This window comes from Serratia sp. szju (assembly GCF_044594185.1).
Taxonomy (GTDB): Bacteria; Pseudomonadota; Gammaproteobacteria; order Enterobacterales; family Enterobacteriaceae; genus Serratia; species Serratia bockelmannii.
This window is the reverse complement of record NZ_CP172576.1, coordinates 1,176,259-1,201,925: the sequence shown is the minus strand read 5'-3', so window position 1 is coordinate 1,201,925 and position 25,667 is coordinate 1,176,259. Positions and strand designations below refer to the sequence as shown.

22 protein-coding genes, 1 tRNA gene and 1 other RNA gene are annotated in these 25,667 nt (G+C 60.7%); 20 read left to right on the top strand and 4 right to left on the bottom strand.

Annotated elements, in window-relative coordinates; genetic code table 11:
• The first annotated feature begins 36 nt into the window (after positions 1-36).
• From RE418_RS05725 to RE418_RS05700, 6 genes are all read left to right on the top strand, one after another.
• Positions 37-1,080, top strand: a complete 1,044-nt coding sequence (locus RE418_RS05725; protein ID WP_089181516.1) for an HlyD family secretion protein — start codon at positions 37-39, stop codon at positions 1,078-1,080.
• Positions 1,077-2,522: an efflux transporter outer membrane subunit gene (locus RE418_RS05720; protein ID WP_049204730.1), complete on the top strand. Its 1,446-nt coding sequence runs from the start codon at positions 1,077-1,079 to the stop codon at positions 2,520-2,522. Before RE418_RS05725 ends, RE418_RS05720 begins: the two co-directional genes overlap by 4 nt.
• A complete protein-coding gene (locus RE418_RS05715; RefSeq protein WP_025304817.1) occupies positions 2,503-3,276 on the top strand; it encodes a siderophore-interacting protein in 774 nt (257 codons plus the stop codon). Before RE418_RS05720 ends, RE418_RS05715 begins: the two co-directional genes overlap by 20 nt.
• A gap of 21 nt (positions 3,277-3,297) precedes the next feature.
• Positions 3,298-3,741 (top strand): universal stress protein, encoded by a 444-nt coding sequence (locus RE418_RS05710; RefSeq protein ID WP_089181708.1) that lies wholly within the window; start codon positions 3,298-3,300, stop codon positions 3,739-3,741.
• 71 nt (positions 3,742-3,812) lie between these two features.
• Positions 3,813-4,325, top strand: a complete 513-nt coding sequence (locus RE418_RS05705) for a DUF962 domain-containing protein (RefSeq protein WP_049205736.1) — start codon at positions 3,813-3,815, stop codon at positions 4,323-4,325.
• 1 nt (position 4,326) lies between these two features.
• Positions 4,327-5,070 (top strand): nucleotidyltransferase domain-containing protein, encoded by a 744-nt coding sequence (locus RE418_RS05700; protein ID WP_149570502.1) that lies wholly within the window; start codon positions 4,327-4,329, stop codon positions 5,068-5,070.
• Positions 5,071-5,101: 31 nt separating this feature from the next.
• On the opposite strand, the gene RE418_RS05695 is transcribed toward RE418_RS05700, so the two are convergent.
• A complete protein-coding gene (locus RE418_RS05695; protein WP_025304821.1) occupies positions 5,102-6,202 on the bottom strand; it encodes an alkene reductase in 1,101 nt (366 codons plus the stop codon).
• A 379-nt stretch (positions 6,203-6,581) separates the two neighbouring features.
• Here RE418_RS05695 and RE418_RS05690 point away from each other — a divergent pair, with 379 nt between their 5' ends.
• Positions 6,582-7,748: an MFS transporter gene (locus RE418_RS05690; protein WP_025304822.1), complete on the top strand. Its 1,167-nt coding sequence runs from the start codon at positions 6,582-6,584 to the stop codon at positions 7,746-7,748.
• Positions 7,749-7,781: 33 nt separating this feature from the next.
• On the opposite strand, the gene RE418_RS05685 is transcribed toward RE418_RS05690, so the two are convergent.
• Together RE418_RS05685 and RE418_RS05680 are read right to left on the bottom strand one after the other, a co-directional pair.
• Positions 7,782-8,531: an NAD-dependent epimerase/dehydratase family protein gene (locus RE418_RS05685; protein ID WP_399676258.1), complete on the bottom strand. Its 750-nt coding sequence runs from the start codon at positions 8,529-8,531 to the stop codon at positions 7,782-7,784.
• Positions 8,532-8,624: 93 nt separating this feature from the next.
• A complete protein-coding gene (locus tag RE418_RS05680; RefSeq protein ID WP_141996985.1) occupies positions 8,625-9,488 on the bottom strand; it encodes a LysR family transcriptional regulator in 864 nt (287 codons plus the stop codon).
• 114 nt (positions 9,489-9,602) lie between these two features.
• Between RE418_RS05680 and RE418_RS05675 the strand changes: the two genes are divergently transcribed.
• The 4 genes from RE418_RS05675 (at position 9,603) to RE418_RS05660 (ending at position 15,424) form a co-directional block, all read left to right on the top strand.
• Complete coding sequence (locus RE418_RS05675) at positions 9,603-10,361, top strand: SDR family NAD(P)-dependent oxidoreductase (RefSeq protein WP_043142316.1); 759 nt, start codon at positions 9,603-9,605, stop codon at positions 10,359-10,361.
• Between the two features lie 260 nt (positions 10,362-10,621).
• Positions 10,622-12,484: a PTS beta-glucoside transporter subunit IIABC gene (gene bglF / locus RE418_RS05670; RefSeq protein WP_043142315.1), complete on the top strand. Its 1,863-nt coding sequence runs from the start codon at positions 10,622-10,624 to the stop codon at positions 12,482-12,484.
• Between the two features lie 14 nt (positions 12,485-12,498).
• Entirely contained in the window at positions 12,499-13,902 is a 1,404-nt protein-coding gene (locus tag RE418_RS05665; protein WP_049295046.1) for a glycoside hydrolase family 1 protein, read from the top strand.
• Between the two features lie 151 nt (positions 13,903-14,053).
• Positions 14,054-15,424, top strand: a complete 1,371-nt coding sequence (locus RE418_RS05660) for a carbohydrate porin (RefSeq protein ID WP_373408032.1) — start codon at positions 14,054-14,056, stop codon at positions 15,422-15,424.
• Here the strand turns inward: RE418_RS05660 and RE418_RS05655 are convergent, their stop codons facing one another.
• Entirely contained in the window at positions 15,425-16,024 is a 600-nt protein-coding gene (locus RE418_RS05655; protein WP_025304829.1) for an HD domain-containing protein, read from the bottom strand.
• Positions 16,025-16,120: 96 nt separating this feature from the next.
• Here RE418_RS05655 and RE418_RS05650 point away from each other — a divergent pair, with 96 nt between their 5' ends.
• The 9 genes from RE418_RS05650 (at position 16,121) to RE418_RS05610 (ending at position 25,251) form a co-directional block, all read left to right on the top strand.
• The gene (locus tag RE418_RS05650) at positions 16,121-16,585 is read left to right on the top strand and encodes a MarR family winged helix-turn-helix transcriptional regulator (protein WP_049209001.1); all 465 of its coding nucleotides are present in this window, start codon (positions 16,121-16,123) and stop codon (positions 16,583-16,585) included.
• Positions 16,586-16,745: 160 nt separating this feature from the next.
• Positions 16,746-17,171 (top strand): organic hydroperoxide resistance protein, encoded by a 426-nt coding sequence (locus RE418_RS05645; RefSeq protein ID WP_004934114.1) that lies wholly within the window; start codon positions 16,746-16,748, stop codon positions 17,169-17,171.
• A 225-nt stretch (positions 17,172-17,396) separates the two neighbouring features.
• Positions 17,397-19,091 carry a kdo(2)-lipid A phosphoethanolamine 7''-transferase gene (eptB, locus tag RE418_RS05640; protein ID WP_025304831.1) on the top strand — a complete coding sequence of 565 codons (1,695 nt, stop codon included), beginning with the start codon at positions 17,397-17,399 and terminating at the stop codon, positions 19,089-19,091.
• Between the two features lie 123 nt (positions 19,092-19,214).
• Entirely contained in the window at positions 19,215-19,805 is a 591-nt protein-coding gene (gene uhpA, locus RE418_RS05635; protein ID WP_033645065.1) for a transcriptional regulator UhpA, read from the top strand.
• Positions 19,802-21,346, top strand: a complete 1,545-nt coding sequence (gene uhpB, locus RE418_RS05630) for a signal transduction histidine-protein kinase/phosphatase UhpB (RefSeq protein ID WP_043142285.1) — start codon at positions 19,802-19,804, stop codon at positions 21,344-21,346. The genes uhpA and uhpB overlap by 4 nt, the downstream gene beginning before the upstream one ends.
• A 95-nt stretch (positions 21,347-21,441) precedes the next feature.
• Entirely contained in the window at positions 21,442-22,773 is a 1,332-nt protein-coding gene (locus RE418_RS05625) for an MFS transporter (protein ID WP_025304834.1), read from the top strand.
• A gap of 120 nt (positions 22,774-22,893) precedes the next feature.
• A tRNA-Pro gene (locus RE418_RS05620) sits at positions 22,894-22,970 on the top strand.
• A 35-nt stretch (positions 22,971-23,005) separates the two neighbouring features.
• Positions 23,006-23,134: non-coding RNA, RtT sRNA (locus tag RE418_RS05615), on the top strand.
• Between the two features lie 425 nt (positions 23,135-23,559).
• Positions 23,560-25,251, top strand: coding sequence for a glycosyl hydrolase family 18 protein (locus RE418_RS05610; protein WP_049203656.1), 1,692 nt, complete (start codon positions 23,560-23,562; stop codon positions 25,249-25,251).
• Positions 25,252-25,667: the final 416 nt, after the last annotated feature.

Sequence of the window (25,667 nt, the reverse complement as noted above, 5' to 3'; positions counted from 1 at the left end):
TATCATCAGAAATAAATATTAATTGGAGTCACTTTTATGGCTAACAAGAAAGTCGCCGTCGCCGTATTGGCGGTTGCCGTCATTACGCTGGGGTTATTAATCAATAAGTTCTTTATTAAAGAGACACAGCAGAATACCAACGACGCCTATATTCGCGCCGATATCTCGCGTATTTCTCCGCAGATTGCCGGTGAAATTGCGCAGGTGTTGGTCAGGGACAACCAGTGGGTCAAACAGGGGGAATTGCTGGCGGTGATCGATCCGCGTGAATTCAACTTCGCATTGGCGCAGGCGACGGCGCAGGAGCAATCCGCCCGCGCCCGCCAGGACGACGCCAGGGCCAACCTGACCCGACAGAGCGCGCTGATCGCCGCCGCGCAGGCGGAGCGGCAGGCGGCGCAGGCGGAGCTGGCGTTTGCGCGCCAGGAGCAGAACCGCTACCAGAGAATGGCCAGCAGCGGCGCGGGTTCACAGCAGGCGGCGCAGCAGGCGACAACGCGAGTGCACACGCTTTCCGCCAATGTGGCGCAGGCGGAGGCGACGCTTAAAGCGGCGCGAAACATGGAGCAGGTGCTGCAAGCCAAGCTGGCGGACAGCGATGCCGAGCTGATGCTGGCGCAGGCGAAGAAAGCGATGGCCGAGCTGAACCTGTCTTACACCCGCATCACCGCGCCGATCGGCGGCGTGATCGGCAAGAAAAGCCTGCGGGTCGGGGAGTTCGTCAAACCGGGCGATGCGCTGCTGGCCATCGTGCCGCAGGACAAGCTGTACATCATCGCCAACTACCAGGAAACCCAGTTGGAAAACATTGCGCACGGGCAGTCGGTGGACATCCATATCGATACCTTTCCCGGCCAAACGCTGAAAGGGCAGGTGGACAGCATCGCGCCGGCTTCCGGCGTCAGTTTCGCGGCCGTGGCGCCGGAGAACGCCACCGGCAACTTCACCAAGATCGTTCAGCGCATCCCGGTGAAAATTGTATTTGATATCAACAAAGAGCACGCCGCTTTGTTGAGCGCCCTGCGCGTCGGCATGTCTGCGGACGTCAGCATCAATACGCTGGACGGGGGCCTGCAATGAACAGAGCCGTGATCCCGCTGCTGTTGATTGCGCTGAGCGGCTGCCGGGCGGTGGGGCCGGACTACGCTCGGCCGCAGAACGCGCTGCCCGAGAGCTGGGGTGAGCAGGCCGGCGGCGGGGCGCTGCCGGTGGCCTGGTGGTCGATATTCAACGATGCGTCGCTGTCGCAACTGGTGCAGCGCGCGGCGGCCGGCAACCTGGATCTGCAGCTCGCCACGGCGCGCATGCAGCAAAGCCGCGCCTTGCTGGGCGTGACAGAGGCGGCGCTGATGCCGGATCTGAGCCTGGACGGCGCCTATCAGCGCCAGCGCGCCACCTCGGTGGGCAGCATGGATCCGTCCGGCAACGGCGGAGAGGCGGATTATAACCTCTGGCGCGGCGGATCCAGCGCCACCTGGGAGCTGGACATGTGGGGCAAGCTGCGTCGCGCGTCGGAAAGTGCGCGCGCCGGCTTTGCCGCTTCGCAGGAGAACCGGCGCGCACTGCTGACGTCGGTGACGGCGGAGGTGGCGAGCGACTATCTACGCCTGCGCGCCACGCAGCAACAGCTGGCGGTGGCGCAGGAAAACCGCGCCACGGCGCTGCGCACGCTGCAGCTGACGCAAAGTCGTTATCAGAGCGGCGCGGGCAACGAACTGGATGTCGATCAGGCGCAGGTGCAGTTGGCGCAGGTGGATGCCCTGCTGCCGGCGCTGTTCGATCGGCAGGAACGCTTGATCAACGCCATCAGCCTGCTGTTGGGCGAGCGGCCGGGCGCGCTGAAAGCGATGTTGGCGCCGACGAAGCCCCTGCCGACGCTGGCGCGCGCGGTGCCGATGGGCGTGCCGTCGGATCTGGCGCTGCGCAGGCCGGATATTCGCGAAGCGGCGGAGCGTTTGCATCAGGCAACCGCCGAGATCGGCATCGCCACCGCCGACTACTATCCGCGCATCACGCTGACCGGCAATGCGGGCTATCAGGCACTGGCACTGGCGGATATGGGCAGTTGGTCCACGCATACCTTCGCCATCGGCCCCGCCCTGTATTTGCCGCTGTTCGACGGGGGGAAAATCACCCAACGGGTGCGCCTGAGCGAATACCGGCAGCAGGAAATGGCCATCGCCTACCAGCAAACGGTGTTGCGCGCCTGGCACGAGATCGACGACGCGCTTTCCGGCTATCGCGCCCAGCAGCGCCGCCAGACGCACCTGACCGAGGCGCTGGCCGCCAACCGACACGCGTTTGCGCTGGCGCGCGACAGCTATCTGAACGGTGCGAGCGATTTTATCCACGTTCTGAGCACGCAGCGTGCGCTGCTGGATCTGCAGTCCGCGCAAATTGTTTCAGAGGAGGAGACGGCGATCGCCGTGGTGAATATCTATCGAGCGCTGGGCGGCGGCTGGGAACACACCTACCCGTCGGCGGCGCCACAGGAGAAGGCTGATGCACAACACGCTGAATAAGATTGTCGACGAGATGCTGGAAAGAGACACCCGCCGCAAACGGGAGGCCCGGGTGAGCGCCGTGCGGCAAGTCACCGCCCGGATCCGCCGCATCACGTTGAGCGGCGACGATGTGGATAAGTTTATCGCCGATCCGCGCGCGCAGGAGCCGGCCAGTTGGGTCAAAGTGTTCTTCCCGTGGCGCGACACGCTGGCCGGACGGGCTTACACCCTGAGCGGCATCGACAAACTCGCCCGCACTTTCGATATCGATATGGTGCTGCACGGCGAAGGCCCGGCGTCGAACTGGGCGCGCGACGCGATGCCGGGCGACAAGCTGGGGTTCGCCGGCCCTTGCTCCGGCGGCTTCCGGTTGTTGCCGCAAACTCGCTGGCTGCTGTTGCTGGGCGATGAGACCGCGTTGCCCGCCATGCGCACCATTCTCGCCTCGCTGTCCGACCCGTTGCCGGTGCTGTGGTTCGCCGAAGTGGGCGATGCGCAGGAGATTCAGGATGTCGATTATTCCTTTTTGCAGGTGAACAGCTGGCAAATTCGCACCCGACATTTTGACAGCGTGATGAACAGCCCGCTGGTGCAGGCCGTCAGCCATTGCGAACTGCCGTCCGGCGAAGGGCAGGTATGGCTGGCCTGCGAACACCAGATTGCCGCGTACCTGAAGGCGCGCTTTATCAACGAAATGGGTATCTCCCGCGCTGCGCTGTTTGCCAAGGGGTATTGGAAAAAGGGCGAAGCCAACTTCAAGGGCGCGATTTAACTCAGGCGAGTGAGGATGGTTATGATTGAGAGAGTATTATTGGCGGTGGACTGCTTTGAACACAGCGGCAATGCCCTGGATTTTATGGTGCGCCTGCAAGGCAGCATCGGCGACGTGATCGTGCTGACGGTGGTAGACAATGCCTTTACGCTCAGCCGCAGCGGCCTGCGTTTCGACAGCGATGAGCGCGAGGAGTACCCCGCCGCGCTACGGGAAGAGGCGCTGGCGGAAAAGCAGGTCGGTCAGGTGACGCGGGCGCTGAAGCAGCAGGGTTTCAACGCCCAGGGCTTGCTGGCAGCGGGGACGCCCATCGAGGTGATCCCGGAACAGATGGCGCTGTTCAACTGCGATTTGCTGATCATCTCGCACCGCCACCTGTCTTCGTTGGGGCGCTGGCTGAACGCCTCCGTCACGCGCGGCCTGCTGGATGAGATTGGCCAACCGGTATTGGTGATCCCGCGCTAAGCTATGGGTAAGGGCAGCCGCATGCGGCTGCGCGCGTTCGGCGACGAAGGCCGTACATACCGGAGGTCAACATGCGAAGTCTGGAAGATCAACTTGCCGCTTACGCCGCCTATCATCGTGATGCGCGCAATATCGTCACGCACTTTATCGGCATCCCCCTGATCGTCGTCAGCCTGCTGACGCTGCTCTCCCGGCCGGCATGGGGTGCGGGGTGGCTGCCGTTCTCGCCGGCCTGCGCGGTGGTTATCGTTTCGGCTCTCTATTACCTGCGGCTGAGCCTGCGCCTTGGCGTCATGATGTTGGCGTTGCTGCTGCTGTGCCTCGGGGTCGGCGCCTGGGTGGCGTCGCTGTCGACGGCGGCGTGGCTGAGCGTCGGCATCGGCGGCTTCGTCATCGGCTGGCTGTTTCAGTTTGTCGGGCATTTCTGGGAGGGACGAAAACCGGCGTTTATGGACGACGTGACGGGCCTGATCATCGGCCCGCTGTTCGTGCTGGCGGAAGCTTGCTTCCTGGCCGGCGGGCTGCGCGAACTGCAGCGGAACATCGAAATGCGCTCGGGCAAAGTGCGCAACGGGAGGGCATGAGGTGGCGCTGATTCCCACGGTGGCGGCATTTCCGCTGCAGCGGGCTTTTATCCCGCTGCTGGAAGCGCTGACGGCGGGGCTGCCACGCCAATTCCCGGCACTCATCCACAGCATTTACCTCTACGGCAGCGTCGCGCGTGGCGAAGCCCTTCCCGGCGTGTCCGATCTGGACATCACGCTGTTGCTCAACAAGCCAGCCGATAGTGAGGCGTTACAGCGCCTTGAGGCGTGGCGGCAAGCCTTTCAGCTGGAGCAGCGGATCGTGAGCAAGGTCGACTTTGATATCGGCAGCGTTGATGAGGCGTTGGCGCCGGAGCATCACGATTCCTGGGGATTTTGGCTGAAGCATCACTGCCGCTGCCTGTGGGGCGAAGACCTGTCCGCCGCTTTTCCGCTGTTTCAGCCCGATCGGCGCATCGCGTTGGCGGTCAATGCCGATTTGCCCCGCGTATTGGCGCGTTATCGGGAGCAACTGCTGCAGGCCAGGACGGTATCGGATGAGAGGCGCTTAAAGCGCGAAGCGGCCAGAAAACTGATCCGAGCCACCAATATGCTGCGCGCCGAGGGAAGCCCGTTCTGGCCGATAACGTTAACCGACTATGCCGAACAGCTGTTGGCGCTTTATGTAGAGCAGCGAGATGAAATGGACTATTGGTTAGCGCACGCGGTGGGAGAGGCGAATGACGCGGATTTTAGCGACAGAATGATGCGATTTCTCGACTGGATCGAAGCACAGAAAAAATAACGCCGGCTTGAGCCGGCGTTGTCGGCAATCGTTACCCGACCGTCGGGTAATCGGTGTAGCCTTCCCGGCTGCCGCCGAAGAATTTCTCTTTGATTGGCGCATTCAGCGCCAGCCCGTGTTGCAGGCGGTGGGGCAGATCCGGGTTGGCGATGAACGGGCGACCGAAGCCGATCAGATCCGCCCAGCCTTTGGCCAGCGCTTCTTCAGCGCGTTCACGCGTGTATTTGCCCGAGTAAATCAGCGTGCCGCGGAAAATCAGGCGCAGCGATTCTTTGAACGCTGCCGGCATCACCGGGGCATCATCCCAGTCCGCTTCGGCGATGTGAATGTAAGCGGCGCCGATATCGTTGAGCACGCTGGCCGCTGCCAGATAGGTGGCTTCCGGGGTATCGTCCTGCGAGCCCATCAGGGTGGTCAGCGGCGCCAGGCGCACGCCCAGTTTCTCTTTGCCGATGGCATCCGCTACCGCCTGCGCGACTTCCCGCAGGAAACGCAGGCGATTTTGCAGTGAACCGCCGTATTCGTCGTCGCGCTGGTTTTCCCGCGAGTCGATAAACTGATTGATCAGATAACCATTCGCACCGTGCAGCTCTACGCCGTCGAAACCGGCGGCGATGGCGTTGCGTGCCGCCTGAGCGTAGTCGTTAACGATCGCCGGAATTTCTTCCCGCGTTAAGGCGCGCGGTGCGGAGTGCTGCACCATTTCACCCACGCCATGTTCCGGCCCGCGACCTTCGACATCCACGAACACCTTGACCCCGTCGGCCTGGATGGCGGAGGAGGAGACCGGCGCGGCGTGGCCAGGCTGTAAAATGGTATGCGACACGCGGCCGACGTGCCAAAGCTGCGCGAAGATCTTGCCGCCGGCCTGATGTACGGCGTCGGTCACTTTTTTCCAACCGGCGATGTGTTCCGGGGAGTAAATGCCGGGTGTCCAGGCATAACCCTGGCCCTGCTGGCTGATCTGCGTGCCTTCGCTGACGATCAGCCCGGCGCTGGCGCGCTGGGCATAATATTCAGCCATCATGTCGGTGGCGACGTCGCCGGCGCCGGCCCGAGAGCGGGTCATTGGCGGCATGACGATGCGATTGTTCAGCGATAAACCGTTTAAAGAATACGAGTCAAAAAGCATGGCGCTTCCCTCTATGTGAATTAGGTCGTAGGGCATTGATGTTTTACTGAGGCCATTATATTTCGTCGTTTAATTCTAAAAACGCGCACAATAACAAAACACTTTTGCTCTGTGCTCAATAGTTGCGGTAGCCGCCGATGGGCCGGTATGGCGGCTTGCGCAGGTGGTGCGAATGAACCCGATGTGCGCTCGGGCGACGGCGGCTATTGCTTGTCGGTGCGTTGCTGAGATAGAGTCGGCGGCTGTTTTTCCCCACGATTTTTAACAAAATCGCAAAAGTCTTTTAGCCTCCTGCCTGCTTATCTTTGGTGTGATCAATGTCATACTTTTGGCATCTTAACTTTCCCGCGCTTCGGCAGCGGTTAACCGGAGTTGTTGAATGAAAATTAACTTTCCCTTATTAGCCCTGGCGGTGGGGGCGTTCGGCATCGGCACGACCGAGTTTTCCCCGATGGGGTTGCTGCCGACCATCGCCAAAGGGGTGGATGTCTCCATCCCGATGGCCGGCATGTTGATCAGCGCCTACGCCGTTGGCGTGATGGTCGGCGCACCGCTGATGACGCTGCTGCTCTCGCACCGGGCGCGCAGAAGCGCGCTGATCTTCCTGATGGCGATCTTTACCCTGGGTAACGTGCTGTCGGCCATTGCGCCTGACTACACCACCCTAATGCTGTCGCGCATCATCACCAGCCTGAACCACGGCGCGTTCTTTGGCCTCGGTTCCGTGGTGGCCGCCAGCGTGGTGCCGAAGGAGAAACAGGCCAGCGCCGTGGCGACCATGTTTATGGGGTTGACCATCGCCAATATCGGCGGGGTGCCTGCCGCGACCTGGCTGGGTGAAACCATCGGCTGGCGCATGTCGTTCCTGGCCACCGCAGGGTTAGGGGTGATCGCCATGTTGGGGCTGTGGTTCTCGTTGCCGAAAGGCAGCGCCGGCGCGCGCCCGGATGTGAAGCGCGAACTGTCGGTATTGGTACGCCCGCAGGTGCTGTCCGCCTTGCTGACGACCGTGCTGGGCGCGGGCGCGATGTTCACGCTCTATACCTATATCTCGCCGGTATTGCAGCACATCACCGATGCGACGCCGCTGTTCGTGACGTCCATGCTGGTGTTGATCGGCGTCGGTTTCTCCATCGGCAACTACCTGGGCGGCAAATTCGCCGACCGTTCCGAGAGCGCGACGCTGAAGGGCTTCTTGCTGCTGTTGGTGGTCATTATGCTGGTGATCCCGTTCCTGGCGCGCAGTGAAATCGGCGCCGCAGTCAGCATGGTGATTTGGGGCGCGGCGACCTTTGCCGTGGTGCCGCCGCTGCAGATGCGCGTGATGCGTGTCGCCAGCGAAGCGCCGGGCCTGTCGTCCTCGGTCAACATCGGTGCCTTTAACCTGGGCAATGCGCTGGGCGCCGCCGCCGGTGGCGCGGTGGTCTCCGCCGGGCTGGGATACAGCTTCGTGCCGGTGATGGGCGCAATTATTGCCGGATTGGCGTTGCTGCTGGTGCTGTTCACCCACCGTCAGGCCGAAAAAGTGGCCTACGCCAGCAACTAAGTTGTACCTGCACGGCGGAACTCTCCGCCGTGCTCACTCAAAGCCCAGCAGGCTGAACGCATCGTCCTGCGGGGCGTAGCCGAGCAGGCGTCGGGTCTCTTCCAGCGATAAACGTTTGTAGCGGTTGTTGGAAACCCCGTGCACCACCGCATATTGCACCCCTTCGACACGAATGCAGCGCTCCAGCAGATCGGCGGCGTCGCGATGGCTGAGAAAAGCGCTCATGTCGCGGGCGCTAAGCTGTTCGCCCCGGCTCAGGGTGGTGAAGTTGGCGATGCGCACCGACAGGGCGGAAAGCCCTTCCTGATGGGCGAAGTAGGCGGCGATGCCTTCGCCGAAGGCCTTGCTGGCGCCGTACAGGTTTTTCGGCTTTGGTGCGTCATCCGGGCGGATTTGATAGTCGAGCGGATAGCCTTCCACCGCCTGCGCGCTGCTGGCGAACACCACCCGGCGGCAGCCGGCGTCTTTCGCCGCGCGGAAGATATTGAAGGTGCCCAGAATGTTGTTGTCCATCAACGAACCGCAGAAGTCGGCATCGGGGGAGGGATCGGCCGCCAGATGCAACACGGTGTCGATATTGGCGCAGGCCGCGCGGCAGGCGTCGAGATCGGCGATGTTGAAGCTGATGACTTCGTCGCCGGGCTGCCGATCGCGCAGCAGGCTGACATCCCGTTCCGCCAACCGTAGCGAGTAGCGATCGCCCATCGCCTGACGAAACGCCGTGGCTACCCGGCCGCCGGCGCCGGTGATCAGAATCCGTCCTACATCAGTACGCAACACCATGGTGACTGCCATCCCTACTCTCGATTAAGCGTTGACCAGTAATAATCCCCTGCGTGACTTTTGTCCAGTATTTATATTAGTCATTCTGATGCTTTATGCCGGTAATGGGCACGTTGTGCCGAGCGTTTCGACCAGGAAATTCATCACCGCACGCACGGCTGCGGTGCGCGCTAAATCGGGATACGTCACCAGCCAAAGCTCACGCGTTGGCGCGGCGTTGGCCGTTGGCAATGCGACCAGATCCGGATCGCCATCGGCGACGAACGTCGGCAAAACGGCGGCGCCCAGCCCTGAACGCGCCGCCTGTTGCAGTGAAAACAGATCGCTGGCCTGAAAGACCACCGGACGCCCCTGCAACAGCTGCACCAACCATTGCTGATGCGGCTGCTGCCGATAGTGATGGTCATAGGCGAGAAAGCGGCGCGCCGCGTCGGGCAGAGCCGCGTGCTCCGGTGCGGCATACAGCGCGTAGCGCATCATGCCGATGCGCTGCGTCAACAGCTCCGGTTGCTGTGGGCGCACCATGCGCACGGCGATGTCGGCTTCGCCGCGATCCAGCTCGGCGAGCGCCGATTCACCCGACAGCGTGACGACGATCTGTGGAAAAGCCTGGTTAAATGCGGCAATGCGCGGCGCGAGAATATGCGCGGCGATCGACGGCGGCGCACTGATGCGCACCCCGGCCTGTGGCGTTGCGCCGGCGCTGCGCGCATGGCGGGCAATTGCCTGGCTTTGCGCCTCGATCTCCGCCGCCAGCCCGGCAATCGCCTGCCCGTCCTGGGTCAAGGGCGTGCTGCGTGGCAGACGCACGATCAAACGCAGGCCGAGCGCCTGTTCCAGCGCCGCTACGCGTCGCCCGACGGTGGCGTGATCGCAACCCAGCTCCCGCGCTGCCGCCGACAAGGAACCGGTACGCGCCAGCGCCACGAAGTGTTTTAAATCCTGCCAGTCAAACATCAGTGAATTCCTGCACGGTATCGACGTAATTTTCAGGAATATTCACACAGAGCGCGCCGTGATTCAATGTGTGAACGTTCCCTTTAAAATCGAAAAATTAGGTTAGGTTTTCTTATGAATTTACAGTTGCAACACCGTACGGCATTGGTCACGGGCGCCAGCGAAGGGATCGGTGCCGGCATGGTCAGGGTATTGGCTGCTCAAGGGGTCAAGGTGGTGGCTACCGCACGACGCGGTGATCGGCTGCAGGCGCTGGCGGATGAGGTTGAACGGCAAGGGGCGGTGCGCCCGTGGGTAGCCGTTGCAGACGTGACCGACCCCGACGCGATAACCCAGCTGGCGGCGCAGGCGCTGCGCCAGGCGGGGACAGTCGATATTCTGATCAACGCGGTCGGTGCGTTTCACCCCACGACGCTGAACGATAGCGATCGCAGCTGGGATGACGCCTTTGCTTTGAACTTCACACCGGCCCGGCGGTTGACTCAGGCGCTGTTGCCGGCCATGCAGGCGCAAGGCTGGGGCCGGGTGATCAATATCAGCGGATCGATGGAGCCGCGCAGCCTGAGCGCCGCCAGCGCCGCCAAGGGCGCGCTGCATCTGTGGGCCAAAGGATTGGCCAGCGACGTGGCTGCGCAGGGGATTACCGTCAATACGTTACAGCCGGGGCGCATCAACAGTGAACAGATCCGCGAGCGCTTATACGCTTGCGATGAAGCGCGCCGGGCGTTCATTGCGCAACATATCCCGATTGGCTACTTCGGCGAACCGGAAGATATGGCCTATCTGGCGGCGTTTCTTTGTTCCCCGCTCGCGCGATATATCACCGGCGCGGTGATCCCGGTAGATGGCGGCATGCATTATTTCGCGCATTGAGGCCGTTTTGCCCTCGCGATCACAGTTCGGCAATTTGCCGGCGCAAAGCCTTGCCCCGGCAAAATCCACGGTGTTAACGTCATAGCTCAACCGATTTAGGGTTGTTACTGCTGCGGCAGGCAAAACCTAAACCTCGCGTTTCTGTTCCCCGATGGGACAGAGGCCGCGAGGTTTAGGTTTTTTTTTGCGCCGCATTTCGCCCCGGCGCCAGGCCAGTGCGGGGAGGGGAGCGGCAGAACGCGAAGTCTAAGGATAACCGTATGAAATATGACACATTAGCCAGTGAGATTTTGGCCGGCGTCGGTGGCCGCGACAATGTGAAAAGCTTGGTGCACTGCGCCACCCGCCTGCGGTTCAAGCTGCGCGACGACAATCGTGCCAACGCGGCAGCGCTGAAGAAAAACCCGGGCGTCATCATGGTGGTGGAGAGCGGCGGCCAGTTCCAGGTCGTGGTGGGCAACCACGTGGCGGAGGTGTTCGACGCGGTCAATCGGGTCGGCGGATTGGCCGAGGGCGCGCCGAGCGACGACGCGGGCGGTAAAAAAGACAACCTGCTCAGCCGCTTTATCGATCTGGTGTCCGGCATTTTTACCCCGCTGCTCGGGGTGATGGCCGCTTCGGGGATCCTGAAAGGCTTCCTGGCGCTGAGCCTGGCCTGCGGCTGGCTGCTGGAGAGCGGTGGCACCTTCAAAATGCTGTTCGCCGCCAGCGACTCGCTGTTCTACTTCTTCCCGATCATGCTCGGCTACACCGCCGGGAAAAAATTCGGCGGCAACCCCTTCGTCACCATGGCGATCGGCGGCGCATTGACGCATCCGCTGATGATGGCGGCGTTCGAAGCGGCGCAGCAGCCGGGCGCGGTGCGCGAATATTTCTTCGGCATTCCGCTGACTTTTATCAACTACAGCTCGTCGGTGATCCCTATCATCTTTGCGGCCTGGGTGTCCTGCCGCCTGGAGCCGTTGTTTAACCGGGTGATCCACAGCGCGCTGCGCAATTTCATCACGCCGCTGCTGTGCCTGGCGATCACCGTTCCCTTGACCTTCCTGCTGATCGGCCCGGCGGCAACCTGGCTCAGCCACCTGCTGGCCAACGGCTATCAGAGCATTTACGCCTTTAACCCGATCATCGCCGGCGCCTTTATGGGGGCGATGTGGCAGGTGTGCGTGATCTTCGGCCTGCATTGGGGATTGGTGCCGTTGATGATCAACAACCTGAGTGTGCTGGGGCGCGACACCATGGTGCCGCTGCTGTTGCCGGCGGTGATGGGGCAGGTCGGCGCCACGCTGGGCGTGATGCTGCGCACCCGCGACGCCAAGCTGCGGGCGCTGTCCGCTTCAGCCATCGGCGCCGGGATCTTCGGCATCACCGAACCGGCGGTGTACGGCGTCACGCTGCCGAACAAACGCCCATTCATCTTCGGCTGCATCGGCGGCGCGCTGGGCGGTGCGGTGATTGGCTACTTCCATACCTCGGTCTACTCGTTCGGCCTGGTGAGCGTATTCACCTTTGCGCAGATTATCCCCGGCGGCGGCATCGACGCCACGGTATGGGGCGCGATCGGCGGCACCCTGCTGTCGTTCGTGTTCGCCGCGCTGGCCAGCTATCTGTTCGGCGTCGCACCGGCGGAAGAGACGGTACAGCCTGAAGCCGCCGCGCCGCTTAACCGCAAACAGGTCATTCTCAGCCCGATCGCCGGCGATATCGTGCCGCTGGATCAGGTGAACGACGCGACCTTCGCCAGCGGCCTGCTGGGGAAAGGGGTGGCGATTGCGCCGCAGCAGGGGCGCGTAGTGGCGCCGGTCAGCGGCAGCGTGGCGTCGCTGTTCAAAACCAAACACGCCATCGGCATCGAATCGGACGACGGCGCGGAGATTCTTATCCACGTCGGCATCGATACCGTGAAGCTCGACGGGGCGCATTTCACCGCCCACGTGCGGGAAGGCGAGCGGGTCGCCCCGGGCGATCTGCTGATCGAGTTCGACCAGGCGGCGATCCATGCCGCCGGCTATGACACCACCACGCCGATCATCATCAGCAACAGCGATGACTACGTGGACGTGTTGACCAGCGGCCTGTCTCCGGTGCAGGAACAGGCGCCGCTGCTGACTTTATTACGTTAATTGAGGAGCAAGCGATGAACGGCAAGTTTCCGCAACATTTTCTGTGGGGCGGCGCGGTAGCGGCGAACCAGGTAGAAGGCGCGTATCAGGCTGACGGCAAGGGGCTGTCGACCTCCGATCTGCAGCCGCAGGGCATCTTCGGCGCCATTACGCCGCGCACGGCGGGCGACAGCGGCATCAAGGACGTGGCGATCGATTTCTATCATCGTTACCCGGAGGACATCGCGCTGTTCGCCGAAATGGGCTTCAAGTGCCTGCGCACCTCGATCGCCTGGACGCGCATTTTTCCACAGGGCGACGAAGAGACGCCGAACGAAGCCGGGCTGGCGTTTTACGATCGGCTATTCGACGAGATGGCGAAATACGGCATTCAGCCGCTGATCACGCTGTCGCACTATGAGATGCCTTACGGTCTGGTGAAGCGCTACGGCGGCTGGGGCGATCGGCGCACCATCGATTTCTTCGAGCGCTATGCGCGCACCGTATTCGAACGTTATAAGCACAAGGTCAAACGCTGGCTGACCTTCAACGAAATCAACATGTCGCTGCACGCGCCCTTCACCGGGGTTGGCCTGCCGCAGGAGAGCGACAAGAGCGCCGTCTATCAGGCGATCCACCATCAGTTGGTGGCCAGCGCCAAAGCGGTGAAGGCCTGTCACGAGATCGTGCCGGAGGGCCAAATCGGCAACATGCTGCTGGGCGGCATTCTGTACCCGCTGAGCTGCAAGCCGGAAGATCTGCTGGAAACCCAGCGGCAAAACCGCGACTGGCTGTTTTTCGGCGACGTGCAGGCGCGCGGCTATTACCCGGCCTATATGCAGCGCTTTTTCCGTGAAAACGGCATTCAGGTGACGATCACCGAGGAAGATCGGCAAACGCTGCGCGAGACCATCGACTTCATCTCGTTCAGCTATTACATGAGCGGCTGCGTCACCGCCGACCCGGAGCAGTACGAGACGGCGCGCGGCAACATTCTCGATATGGTGCCGAACCCGCACTTGGCCAGCTCGGAGTGGGGGTGGCAAATCGACCCGATCGGGCTACGCTACCTGCTCAACGTGCTGTACGACCGCTATCAGAAGCCGCTGTTCATCGTCGAGAACGGGCTGGGCGCCAAAGACCGCGTCGAGGCGGACGGCAGTATCAACGACGACTACCGCATCAACTACCTCAATGACCATCTGGTGCAGGTGGCGGAAGCCATCGACGACGGCGTCGAGGTGATGGGCTACACCAGCTGGGGGCCGATCGATCTGGTCAGCGCCTCGAAGGCCGAAATGTCGAAGCGCTACGGCTTCATTCACGTCGACAGAGACGATGCCGGCAACGGCAGCCTCGAGCGCCGCCGCAAGAAGAGTTTCTACTGGTACCGCGATGTGATCCACAGCAATGGCGCCAGTCTGAAAGACCGACGCTAACCCTTCAGCCCGGCGGCAAGCGCCGGGCGTTAACCTAACGTTATTCGCTGCTGTTCATGATGGGAAATTCTCTCCCAGGGAATGCTGTTGCCCGCAGTCAGCCGTTATGCGGAGAAATATAATAATGATGAAAAGCTTATTACCTCGTTCCATGACCCTGGCGGCGCTGGCGCTGTGGTGCAGCCAGGCGCAGGCGGAAACGCTGCAAACCGGCAAGGACGTTGAAGCCCCCACCGCTAAATGGGAAGGGGTGGCGCTCGGTTTTGAACCGCCGCAGCCTGGGCTGTTGGGGGATATGCTGGGGATCAGGCCGATCCTGGAGGATCATGGCTTCCACTATAACCTCGGCTACCTCAGCCAGCTGTCGTATAACGCCGGCGGCGGTTACAACCACGATAAACAGGCGTCGTATATCGACCAATTTTCGCTGACCTTCAGCCAGGATTTGCAGGCGCTGACCGGCATTCCGGACGCGGCGATCGAAGGCAATATCGTCAACCGCAACCATGACAACAACCTGACCCGCGATCGGCTGCAGGATCCGCGCGTCGGCCTGACCGATCTGTCGCAAGAGAGCTATGGCGGACAGTCGATTACCCGGCTGGGTTGGTTGACCTTCAGCCGTTCTTTCCTCGACAGCCGGCTGCAGTGGCGCATCGGCATGATGAACAAGGTGCAGGATTTCGATCAGATTATCCCCTGCGATTTTCAGACGCTGACGCTGTGCGGCGGCAAGTCCGCCAACTCGTTGACCTGGTACAACTGGAACGTGCATTACTGGGGCACCACGCTGCAGTACAAGCTGACCGATGGCCTGACGCTCAAGGGCGGCGTGATGGAGCAGAACCCGAGCGCCCCCAGCCGCAGCCACGCCTGGAGTTGGTCCACCAAGGGCAGCAAAGGCTTCCTGTTGCCGATGGAGCTGGAGCTGAAAACCCACGCCGTCAACCAGCTGCCGGGGGTGTATAACCTGGGCGTGCTGTTCACCAACGCGCGCCAGAGCGATCTTTATGAAGGGGTGTCCGGCGGGCCGGGCGCCAGCGATCCGCAGGGCTATCGCAACCACGATCGCACCTGGTTCCTGTATACCGGTTTCAACCAGCAGGTGACGCGCCATGCGGATGACGTCAACCGCGGCTTGAGCGTGTTTTACAGCCTGGGGCTGGGAGATCAGCGCAGTAACTACCTGCACTGGTCTACCTCGACCGGCATTCGCTATCGCGGGCTGTTCGATGCGCGGCCGGACGACTGGCTGGGGCTCGGCGTCTCGGTGGTGAAACTGAGCGACCGCTATAAAGACAATCAGCGGTATCTCAACCAGATGAGCGGCATCAGTGATTATCACGATCCGAACTACCGGCCAGTGCCGGGCCACTCGGTGACGGCGGAGCTGTATTACCGCGTTAACGTCACGCCGTGGCTACAGCTGCAGCCGGGCCTGCAGTACTGGCATCACCCGGCGGGCGTCAGCGAGACGCAGGACGCCTGGGTGACGGCGTTGAAAACGGTGGTGACCTTCTGATCAGGCCGCGTCGCTCTCGCGGTAGCGCCGGCGGGCGTGTTCGAACCAGCTGGCCGGCACGTTGTGCGGTGGTTGCTGCAACCTGAGCAGCCCCTGTTCAACGATATGGCTGGCCTGGCGCCACAGCGTCGGGTCGCCTTCGGTCAGCACCTCCAGCAGGCGCTGTTTCTCGATCAGGTAGGTCTGGGCGAAGTGGCTGTCGTAGTCCAGCAGCGAGCGGGTGTTGTCGATTAGGTCCGCCAGCTTGATGGTTTTGGCCTGCGGCGACGCGCCGGCGCTGTGGCGCCGATCGCGGTTTTTACGCTCGAAGCGGTTGCCGTCCTCGGCGTGGCTGACGTTGGTCAACATCCGCACCAGTTCCGCCACTTTTGGCCCAAAGTGGCTGTCGATATCGCCGAGGGTGGTGGGTGTGTCTTCCACCGTATCATGCAGCCAGGCGGCCGCCAGCATCTCTTCGGTGTGCGGCACGCTGCGCACCAGCTCCATCACCGCCTGCGGGTGGACGATATACGGATCGTCGGTGTATTTGCGGCGCTGATCGATGGCCGCATGCGCCTTGGTAGCGTAGCGGCGCGCGCGTTCTACAAGCGTGTTCGTCATTTCCTTTCCCTCCGAGCATCCTCTGCATAAAAAAAGGTAGCATACCTCACAAGAAATAGCTTGCGATTACATCGTGCGCTATCTATATTCGTACACATGAAAAGCACCGATACCGAACAACCCAAGGCGAAGAACCTGCTACAGCTCGATCAGCAGCTCTGTTTCGCGCTGTACTCCGCCAACCTGGCGCTGCACAAAGTCTACCGCAAGCTGTTGAGTCAGCTCGAACTCACCTACCCGCAATACCTGGTGATGATGGTGCTGTGGGAACGCGATCGGGTGACGGTATCGGATATCGGTGAGCGGCTGTTCCTCGATTCCGCCACGCTGACGCCGCTGCTGAAGCGGCTGGAAACCGCCGGTTTACTGGTGCGCTATCGCGCCACCGCCGACGAGCGGCAGGTGATCATCGCACTCACCGAAGCCGGCCGCGCGCTGCGCGAGCGGGCGCAATCGGTGCCCGAGGCGGTGATGTGCGCTACCGACTGCAGCCTGGACGAGATCGTCTCGCTCAAACAGCAGCTGGAAAAGCTGCGCGGCAGCCTGATCGATCAGATTTGACCCGCCGCCGCCGGACGCAAGAACGGCACGGGTGGTCTACACTGGTTAATAAGTGTCAAAAATAAGTAGTGCGCGATTTAATCGCAAAAGATAAATATGTGACCGGCTTTACCTCGTGGAAGCCGTAGTCATCTCGCCAACCAGCAAGAAGGAATGAACGATGTCTATTGAGAAAGTGGTTTACCGCGCTCACGCCACCGCAACCGGCGGCCGCGACGGCCGTGCGACCTCCTCCGACGGCGTGTTGGACGTGAAATTGGGCGTTCCGAAAGAGATGGGCGGCGCCGGCGGCGAAGTCACCAACCCCGAGCAGCTGTTCGCTGCCGGTTACTCGGCCTGTTTCCTCGGCGCGTTGAAGTTTGTCGCGGCGAAGGAAAAGGTCAAAATCCCGGCCGAAGCCAAGATCGACGGCACCGTCGGCATCGGTGAGATCCCGAACGGCTTCGGCATCGAAGTGCAGCTGGATATCTCGCTGCCGGGCATCGAGCGCAGCGTGGCGGAAGATCTGGTGAAAAAGGCGCACGTGGTGTGCCCATACTCCAACGCTACCCGTGGAAATATCGATGTGACTCTGAACGTTAAGTAAGATTTTTGCCGAAATATGGAAAAAATGGAGGGTTTGTCCCTCCATTTTCTTGCGTGCCCTGCCTGAAAATCGTTCAAAAAAACGGTAAATTTTGTCCGTTTTGTGAGAATTCTCTTGATTATTACCCGCAAAATAACGCTTATTGCCGGTTGGCTGAACCAGAAGCCGCAATCAGTGTCTGACTGAGTCAGAACCGCTACACCGCCCCCGGAGCCACCGCGTTACATGAACAAAGTTAAATCGCTATCGCAGCAGAATTTATCGTTATTGTTAGCGATCTATATCGGCATCTTTCTCAACCTGTCCGTTTTCTATCGCCGTTTTGATTCGTTGGCGCATGGCATTCAGGGGATTAAGCTTATTTCGGCGGTGACGGAAGTCATCGCTATCGTCCTGTTCACATTCTTCATCATGCGGCTGGTATCGCTCGGCGGCCGGCTGTTTTATCGCATCGTCGCCTCGCTGCTGGTGTTGATTTCGGTGGCTGCCAGCTACTACATGACGTTTTTCAACGTGGTGATTGGCTACGGCATCGTGGTGTCGGTGATGACCACCGACATCGATCTGTCGAAAGAGGTGGTTGGCCTGCACTTTGTGCTGTGGATGGTGGCGCTCAGCGCCTTGCCGCTGCTGCTGATCTGGAAAAACAGCCTGCGTTACACCCTGATCGAACAGCTGAAAACCCCCGGCCATCGCATCAAACCGCTGCTGGTCTTGCTGGCGGTGGTGGCGTTGGTCTGGCTGCCGCTGCGCATGCTGGACGATGAGCAAAGCGTGCAAGAGAAGCTCTCCAACGTCGATCTGCCGAGCTACGGCGGCGTGGTAGCGCACTCGTATCTGCCGTCCAACTGGCTGTCGGCGCTGGGGCTGTTTGCCTACACCCGCTATGACGAAAGCCAGGACCAGAGCACGATGTTCGATCCGGGCAAACACTTCACTTATGTACCACCGGCGGATATCGACGATACCTACGTGGTGTTCATCATCGGTGAGACCACGCGCTGGGATCACATGGGCATGCTGGGCTATGAGCGTGATACCACGCCGCGGCTGTCTAAAGAGAAGAATCTGGTGGCGTTCCGCGGCGAGTCGTGTGACACCGCTACCAAGCTGTCGCTGCGCTGCATGTTCGTGCGCGAAGGCGGCACCGAAGACAACCCGCAGCGCACGCTGAAAGAGCAGAACGTGTTCGCGGTGCTGAAGGATCTGGGCTTCTCTTCCGAGCTGTTCGCCATGCAGAGCGAGGTGTGGTTCTACAACAACACCGAGGTGAACAACTATTCGTTCCGCGAGATGATCGCATCCGAGAAGCGCAACGACGGTAAGGCGGTCGACGATATGCTGCTGGTGGACGAAATGAAGGAGTCGCTGGCGCGTTATCCGAAGGGCAAACACCTGGTGATCCTGCATACCAAAGGCTCGCACTACCTGTACTCGCAGCGCTATCCGCGCAGCTATGCGCGCTATCAGCCGGAGTGCATGGGGGTGGATGATTCGTGCACCAAGGCCCAGTTGATCAACGCCTTCGACAATACGGTGCTGTATACCGACAGCTTTATCAGTAATGTGATCGACCAGGTGCGGGACAAGAAGGCCATCGTGTTCTATGCCGCCGATCACGGCGAATCGATCGGTGAGAATACGCACCTGCACGGCACGCCGCGCGAAATGGCGCCGCCGGAGCAATTTCGCGTGCCGATGATCGTGTGGGCGTCGGACAAGTTCCTCGAAAACCCGCAGCACCTCAGCGCCTTTGAGCAGCTGCAGGCGCAGCAGCGCATCGGCAAAACGCATCGCCATGTCGAGCTGTTTGACACCCTCCTTGGCTGCCTCGGATACACGTCTCCTGATGGCGGCATCGTGGATAAAAACAACTGGTGCCATCTGCCACAGGATAAAACGGCGCCAGCCCGTCTGTGATCCCTCCCGCCGGGTGCCTGCCTTGCGCACCCGGTAATTTCACCCAATACATTCTCTTCATCAATTATTCCGGTGTGTGCATACGGTATACTTGCGCACTTCCCCTTCTAACCGGAGATTTCCATGACCCTGCGCGTGGCGTTTATCGACGATCATGACATTGTGCGTTCGGGCTTTGTGCAGCTGCTGTCGCTGGAGGCCGATATTCAGGTGGTGGGCGAGTTCAGCAGCGCGGCACAGGCGCGCGCCGGCCTGCCGGGGCTGGAGGCGGAAATCTGCATTTGCGACATTTCGATGCCGGACGGCAGCGGGCTGGATCTGCTGGCGGACATTCCCTCCGGCATCCGCGTGGTGATGCTGTCGATGCACGATAACCCGGCGCTGGTGGAAATGGCGCTGGAACGCGGCGCCAGCGGTTTCCTCTCCAAGCGTTGCAAACCGGAAGATCTGATCACCGCGGTGCGCACCGTCGCCGGCGGCGGCGTCTACCTGATGCCGGAAATCGCGCAGCAGTTGGCGCGGGTGAAGGTGGATCCATTGACCCGCCGCGAGCGCGAGATCGCGCTATTGCTGGCGCAGGGCCAGGAGGTGCGCGAGATCGCCGCCGCCTTGGGGCTGTCGCCGAAGACGGTGCATGTGCATCGCGCCAACCTGTTCGCCAAGCTGGGCATCACCAACAACGTTGAGCTGGCCAGACGGATGCTGAACCTGTGACGCAGCGCCTGATCACCCAGTTGGCGCTGTTCTTCATCTATGCCGCCAGCGCGTTTTGCCTGTGGGGCATCGGCACCGCGCTGATCGACCCGCCCTGGCAGGCGCTGCTGTTGTTCCCGTTCGGCCTGCGCATGGGCATTTTGCTGCAGAGCCCGTACCGTTTCTGGCCGGGGATCCTGCTGGCCGACCTGCTGCTGATGGCGCTGCTGGCGGACCAGTTCGGTTACGGCCCGGCGCTGTGGGCGTCGGTGGCGGTGCTGGTGCTGACGGTGCTGCTCAGCCTGCTGGCCTCGCCGTGGCTGTTGCGCCATCAGCAGAGCGACAGCGAATGGCGATGGCCGCTGTTGCAGGGTGCGGTGGTCACCGCCGCCGCCTTGCTGCAGGCGCTGGTGTGGCAGCTGGTGAGCGGCGAAGGCGCCCGTGCGCTGCTGCTCGGCCTGACCGGCGGTTTCACCATCGCGCCGACCTGCCTGCTGTTGTGGCACTATCTGGCACGCCAAATCTGGGTGCCGCTGGAGCCGGGGCTGATCCACAAGCCGGTGGAGCTGCGTCTGGGCCACCTGGCCAGCTATCTGCTGCTGTTTGCATTCAGCATCTGGCTGCAGCAGCAGGTGAACGCCGCCGAGCTGCGGCGTTTCGCACCGTTCTGCCTGGCCATTCCTATCGTGTTCATGTCTTATCGCTATGGCTGGCAGGGCGCGTTGTTGGCGACGCTGCTCAACGGCGTGGCGCTGATGGTCAACGAGCCGCCGCAGCCGGAGTCGCACCGCGATCTGCTGCTGTCGCTGCTGGCTCAAAGCCTGACCGGGCTGCTGCTGGGCGCCGGCATTCAGCGCCAGCGCGAACTGAATCAACAGTTGCGGCTGCGGCTGGCGGAGAACCGCCAGCTGGCGCGGGCGCTGGTGACGGCGGAGGAGCAAACCCGGCGCGAGGTGGCGCGCGAGCTGCACGATGAAGTGGGGCAGACCATCACCGTGATCCGTACCCAGGCCAGCATCGTCAAACGCCTGGCGCCGGAACCGGCGGTGATCGGCTGCGCCGACACCATCGATGCGTTGGCGCTGCGGGTCTACGACGGGGTGCACGACGTGCTGACCCAGCTGTGGCCGGCGGCGCTGAACAACCTGCCGCTGTCGGCGGCGGTGGCGGCGATGCTGCGGGAATCGCTGCCGCAGGACGCGTCGCTGGTGAGCAGCCTGCAGTGGCAGGTACCGGACGAGCTGCTGGATGAAACGCTGAAAATCACGCTGTACCGGGTGTGTCAGGAAGGGGTGACCAATGTGTGCCGCCACGCCGGCGCCAGCCGCCTGGAGCTGGACGCACGCCTGCAGCCGCGCAAAGGCGCCGCGCCGCTGATCGCCCTGACCATCCGCGACAACGGCGTGGGCTTCGAGGCGGAAAACCATCAGCCGGGGTATGGCCTGCGCGGCATGCAGGAGCGCATCAGCGCCCTCGGCGGCAGCCTGCGGCTCACCTCGGAGCGGGGCGCCTGTTTGAGTGTGATCTTGCCCACAGTTTCACCGGAGCAAGCGCAAAACTAGGAAAAACTCCTAACTGCGTCGGGAATCCGGCGTAAGCCTCCCGCGCGCGCGGGGAGCATCATAGCGGCACTTTATTCAATCCTCTGAGGTTCCACATGTGGTCTTTCCTTAAAAGCCGCTCGGACGCGCCGCAGGTCACCGATCAACGGCAGATCGACGCCAGCTACAAATACTGGCGCATCCAGCTGATGTGCACCATGTACATCGGCTACGCTGCGTTTTACTTCACGCGCAAAAGCTTCAACTTCATCATGCCGGCGATGCTGAGCGATCTGGGTCTGACGATGTCCGACGTCGGTATCCTCGGCACGCTGTTCTACATCACCTACGGCTGCTCGAAATTCATTTCCGGCATGATCAGCGATCGCTCCAACCCGCGTTACTTTATGGGGTTGGGCCTGATCATGACCGGGGTGCTGAATATCTTCTTCGGCCTCAGCTCGTCGCTGCTGATGCTGGGCACGCTGTGGATCCTCAACGCCTTCTTCCAGGGTTGGGGCTGGCCGCCGTGCTCCAAAATCCTCACCAGCTGGTATTCGCGTTCCGAGCGCGGCAGTTGGTGGGCGATCTGGAACACCTCGCACAACGTCGGTGGGGCGCTGATCCCGCTGCTGGTGGGCTTTATCTCGCTGCACTTCAGCTGGCGTTACGGCATGATCATTCCCGGTATCATCGGCGTGGTGCTTGGCCTGCTGATGTGCTGGCGCTTGCGCGACAAGCCATCCACCCTGGGGCTGCCGAGCGTCGGCAAATGGCGTAACGACGCCATGGAGCTGGTGCAGGAATCGGAAGGCCAGGGGCTGAGCAATCGCGAGATCATCAAACGCTACGTGCTGACCAACAAGTACATCTGGCTGTTGGCGGTCTCTTACGTGCTGGTGTACATCGTGCGTACCGCGATCAACGACTGGGGCAACCTCTACCTGACGCAGGAAAAGGGCTATTCGCTGATGACCGCCAACTCGGCCATCTCGCTGTTTGAAGTGGGCGGTTTTATCGGTTCACTGGTGGCCGGTTGGGGTTCCGATAAGCTGTTCCGCGGCAACCGCGGCCCGATGAACCTGATTTTCGCCATCGGTATCTTCCTGTCGGTGGCGGCGCTGTGGCTGATGCCGGGCGTGACCTACCTGCTGCAGGCCTGCTGCTTCTTCGCCATCGGCTTCTTCATCTTCGGCCCGCAGATGCTGATCGGCATGGCGGCGGCGGAGTGCTCGCACAAGGATGCGGCGGGCGCGGCGACCGGTTTTGTCGGCCTGTTCGCCTACCTGGGCGCAGCGCTGTCCGGCTATCCGATTGCGCGAGTGATGGAAGTCTGGCACTGGAACGGCTTCTTCGTGGTGATTTCCATCGCCGCCTGCCTGTCGGCGCTGTTCCTGCTGCCGTTCCTGCGTGCGCAGACGCCGGCACTGAAACCGGCCAACGCCTGAGTAAAATACGCTGCGCAGCCCCCGGCGCAGCGCATTATGGCGCTTTTATCATCACTTGAAATGCAGGCGAAAAAAAGTGATTGACGCCTATAACCGCCAGCAGTAAGATGCGCCCCGCATCGGCGAGTAGCGCAGCTTGGTAGCGCAACTGGTTTGGGACCAGTGGGTCGGAGGTTCGAATCCTCTCTCGCCGACCACCATTCGAAAAACCTGCTTTTAAAGCAGGTTTTTTTTCGCCCGTAGTTTATGAGGATGAGTACCTCCGCAGGAGGTTCGAGCCTCGCGAAGCGAGACAACGTTGCTTTAGCAACGGCCCGCAGGGCGCGCATCAAAGATGCGCGTAATCCTCTCTCGCCGACCACCATTCGAAAAACCTGCTTTTTAAAGCAGGTTTTTTTTCGCCTGCAGTTTATGAGGATGAGTACCTCCTTCGCTACGACCGGCTTCGCTTTATGGCGTGCCTCAATCTGCCGTCCTCGTGAAATATATTTATCCTTTACGCTTAATTAATTCACATTCCTTATTCCCATTAGGTTCTTATTTTCATGTTTAAATAAATTCATGCTTGCCAAATAAAACCCGATTGATAGCGCTCTTGTTTTCACGTTTTTTTTACCTATAGTCTAAATGGACAACGCGGGAACTTTTATTCCCGTCGCGTGGGAAATACCGTGATTATTTATTAACGTTAATCTTCGTGGATTATTGCGGAATTTTTTCGCTTCGGCAATGCGTAGCGACGATTAACTCTTTTATGTTTATCCTCTCGGAATAAAGGAATCAGTTATGCGCAAATTTAATAAACCGCTGTTGGCGCTGTTGATCGGCAGTACGCTGTGTTCCGCGGCGCAGGCCGCCGCGCCGGGCAAGCCGACCATCGCCTGGGGCAACACCAAGTTCGCTATCGTCGAAGTCGATCAGGCGGCCACCGCTTATAATAATCTGGTGAAGGTAAAAAATGCCGCCGACGTTTCTGTCTCCTGGAATTTATGGAATGGCGACGCGGGCACGACGGCAAAAATTTTATTAAATGGCAAAGAGGCGTGGAGCGGCCCTTCAACCGGTTCTTCCGGTACGGCGAATTTTAAAGTGAATAAAGGCGGCCGTTATCAAATGCAGGTGGCATTGTGCAATGCCGACGGCTGCACCGCCAGCGACGCCACCGAAATTGTGGTGGCCGACACCGACGGCAGCCATTTGGCGCCGTTGAAAGAGCCGCTGCTGGAAAAGAATAAACCGTATAAACAGAACTCCGGCAAAGTGGTCGGTTCTTATTTCGTCGAGTGGGGCGTTTACGGGCGCAATTTCACCGTCGACAAGATCCCGGCGCAAAACCTGACCCACCTGCTGTACGGCTTTATCCCGATCTGCGGCGGCAATGGCATCAACGACAGCCTGAAAGAGATCGAAGGCAGTTTCCAGGCCTTGCAGCGCTCCTGTCAGGGCCGCGAGGACTTCAAAGTCTCGATCCACGATCCGTTCGCCGCGCTGCAAAAAGCGCAGAAGGGCGTGACCGCCTGGGATGACCCTTACAAGGGCAACTTCGGCCAGCTGATGGCGCTGAAGCAGGCGCATCCTGACCTGAAAATTCTGCCGTCGATCGGCGGCTGGACGCTGTCCGACCCGTTCTTCTTCATGGGCGACAAGGTGAAGCGCGATCGCTTCGTCGGTTCGGTAAAAGAGTTCCTGCAGACCTGGAAGTTCTTCGACGGCGTGGATATCGACTGGGAGTTCCCGGGCGGCAAAGGCGCCAACCCTAACCTGGGCAGCCCGCAAGACGGGGAAACCTATGTGCTGCTGATGAAGGAGCTGCGGGCGATGCTGGATCAGCTGTCGGCGGAAACCGGCCGCAAGTATGAGCTGACCTCCGCCATCAGCGCTGGCAAGGACAAGATCGACAAGGTGGCTTACAACGTTGCGCAGAACTCGATGGATCACATCTTCCTGATGAGCTACGACTTCTATGGCGCCTTCGATCTGAAGAACCTGGGGCATCAGACCGCGCTGAATGCGCCGGCCTGGAAACCGGATACCGCCTACACCACGGTGAACGGCGTGAATGCGCTGCTGACGCAGGGCGTCAAGCCGGGCAAGATCGTCGTCGGCACCGCCATGTATGGCCGCGGCTGGACCGGGGTGAACGGCTACCAGAACAACATTCCGTTCACTGGTACCGCCACCGGGCCGGTTAAAGGCACCTGGGAGAATGGCATCGTGGACTACCGCCAAATCGCCAGCCAGTTCATGAGCGGCGAGTGGCAGTATACCTACGACGCCACGGCGGAAGCGCCTTACGTGTTCAAACCTTCCACCGGCGATCTGATCACCTTCGACGATGCCCGCTCGGTGCAGGCCAAAGGCAAGTACGTGTTGGATAAGCAGTTAGGTGGCCTGTTCTCCTGGGAGATCGACGCGGACAATGGCGATATTCTTAACAGCATGAACGCCAGCCTGGGCAATAGCGCCGGCGTTCAATAATCGGTTGCAGTGCGTTGCCGGGGGATATCCTTTCGCCCCCGGCTTTTTCGCAGCCGAAAGTTTTTTTACGCCGCACAGATTGTGGGCCTGCCCGGTGCAAAACGCGCTCATCGGACTCACCCTTTTGGGTAATCCTTCAGCATTTCCTCCTGTCTTTAACGGCGATCACAAAAATAACCGTTCAGATATTCATCATTCAGCAACAAAGTTTTGGCGTTTTTTAACGGAGTTAAAAACCAGTAACTTTGTTAGGGTCAGACCAATGCGCTAAAAATGGCCGCTTAGCATAAATTTTCATGCTGGAACTGTTAACAAAAGGTTTTTTTTATGTTTGTTTGCTGTTTCTCACAGTCTGCGTAAATCCCCACTGGTTATATTGACGACACCCCAAACAGTTGGCAACTTGATAGCCTCAG